The organism is Moorena sp. SIO3B2 (assembly GCF_010692525.1).
Classification (GTDB): domain Bacteria; phylum Cyanobacteriota; class Cyanobacteriia; order Cyanobacteriales; family Coleofasciculaceae; genus Moorena; species Moorena producens.
In genome coordinates this window covers 1-1,939 of record NZ_JAAHHE010000749.1, presented here as the reverse complement: position 1 = coordinate 1,939, position 1,939 = coordinate 1, and the positions used below count along the sequence as shown (strand labels likewise).

The following is a 1,939-nucleotide window of genomic DNA, read 5'->3' as shown; positions in this document are numbered from 1 at the left end:
CTTCTGGGTTAGGGTCGATAAAATTAGGGCAAGACACGGTAAGCTCCGCACCAGCCAACAGCAACGGTTCAACTTTAAAGACAGTTTCTATGGTCAAGTGGATATGATGCAATAGTCTTAATCCTTGTTGACACTCCCCGGTCTAAAGACGCGGGGATTCTTGCTTCAACGAGCCAACTTGCTCAACCAGACCGGAATCAGGAAGAGTAGAGGTCAATTCTCCGCAAGCGTTTCGGGAGACCCGACGCTGCGCGAACGGGTCGATGACACAGGTTCCGGTGTGCCCCACCGTACCCAAAGCTCTGTTCAAAATGTTGATGGCAGCGTTATGGTCCCTACCTAACTGGCAACCACACTGACAGATATGGGTTCTAGTTGATAGTGACTTCTTCACGACTTCACCACAGTCAGAGCAATTTTGGCTAGTGTAAGCAGGATTAACTGCGACAGTAACTCTGCCAAACTTTTGACCAAAATGCTCTAGCCATTTCCTGAACTGATACCAACCTGCATCATTAATAGACTTCGCTAAACAGTGATTTTTTACTAGATTTTTGACCCTTAGATCTTCATAGGCCACCAGGTCGTTAGACCGGACTACGCAGCGTGCCGGAGACGAAACCTTAGAAGAGTGCAGCCTTACAACAAAACCTGCCACCTTTGATGCATAGCCTACCAACTATAAAGGCTGCACTCTTCTTGCGGTAACTTCTAACCAGTCTCTTGGCATGCTCTTCACGTCGCCTACTTATACTAAGGTGGTGTCTAGCTAATCTATTAATTGCTTTCTTACGATTGGTTGAGCCTTTCTTTTTTCGGGAAACTCGACGCTGATAAAACTTTAACCGCTTTTCCCCAGTCCTGTAAAAACGAGGATTAGGTTCAGTCTTGCCTCTGGAATCGGTGTAGAAATCTTTTAGACCTACATCTAAACCGACGGTCGCATCAGCAGGTTTTAATTGTTCCTTTACATCGACTGAGACGCAAAATTGAACATAGTACCCGTCGGCTCTTTTGACAATCCGAGCTCGTTTTATCTGTTTCTTATCAAATCTCCACAAGTCCCATGTCCCCTTGAGCTTAAGTTTTCCAATTCCCTTTTTGTCGGTGAATGTGATCGATTTTTTGTCAGGGGACAACTTCCATCCTGATTGCTTATATTCGACCGAGCGACAATGCTTCTGGAATCGGGGAAACCCTTTCTTTCCGGGGACTTTTTTCTTGCAGTTGTCATAGAAGCGGGCGATCGATGACCATGCTCTTTCAGCGGCAGCCTGTCGAGCGGTTGAGTTCAATTCACTGGCAAAATCAAAATCTTTAGCCAAAACTCTACAATATTTGTTGAGGTCGTATTTTGATATGCCTCTATTATCAATCCACAACCTAAGGCAACTGTTGCGGACAAATTTTACTGTCCTGATCGCCTCCTCTATGGCTAAATATTGATGTTTTTTGCCGTATGCCTTGAACTCAAGAATGATCATCAGAAATCGACCTCTTCTGTTGTACTGTTATGCTAACACAGCTAGCACAAATCGACAACTACTAGTGCGACTTTACTCACGGTGGCTAAAGCCACTATCAGCCTTCATCCCCGGTTTAAAAACACGGGGTTTTCGGCTTGTGGGGAATTTTATAAGGCTGATGCGATTGGCCGTAGGCCACGCTACGCGAACGCATCTGTTGTCTCAGCTCAGCCATAAATGGCATCGCTTCAGAGCGGGGATGTTTTTGCCGTGCTTGTTCAAAGACCTTAAAGTCGATCATCTTATCTTAATTTCGGTTAATCATTTATATAGTAGTTCTCAATTGGGTGATGGACAAAATCCAGGATTTTAGGGAACAGGGAAGAGAGCAAAAATCCTCTGTACCTCATGAACATGATAACCGCAATAGCAGTTTTAAAATGAGGGGTCAAGTACCCTGCCCTGCCTGGTCA

3 protein-coding genes are annotated in these 1,939 nt (G+C 45.1%); all 3 read right to left on the bottom strand.

Annotated features, from left to right (window positions below):
- Window positions 1-142: 142 nt before the first annotated feature.
- Entirely contained in the window at window positions 143-658 is a 516-nt protein-coding gene (locus tag F6K38_RS40585) for an RNA-guided endonuclease InsQ/TnpB family protein (RefSeq protein WP_287267773.1), read from the bottom strand.
- Entirely contained in the window at window positions 624-1,484 is an 861-nt protein-coding gene (locus F6K38_RS40580) for an RNA-guided endonuclease InsQ/TnpB family protein (RefSeq protein ID WP_287249450.1), read from the bottom strand. The genes F6K38_RS40585 and F6K38_RS40580 overlap by 35 nt, the downstream gene beginning before the upstream one ends.
- A 115-nt stretch (window positions 1,485-1,599) precedes the next feature.
- The gene (locus F6K38_RS40575; protein ID WP_287249448.1) at window positions 1,600-1,767 is read right to left on the bottom strand and encodes a hypothetical protein; all 168 of its coding nucleotides are present in this window, start codon (window positions 1,765-1,767) and stop codon (window positions 1,600-1,602) included.
- Window positions 1,768-1,939 lie beyond the last annotated feature (172 nt).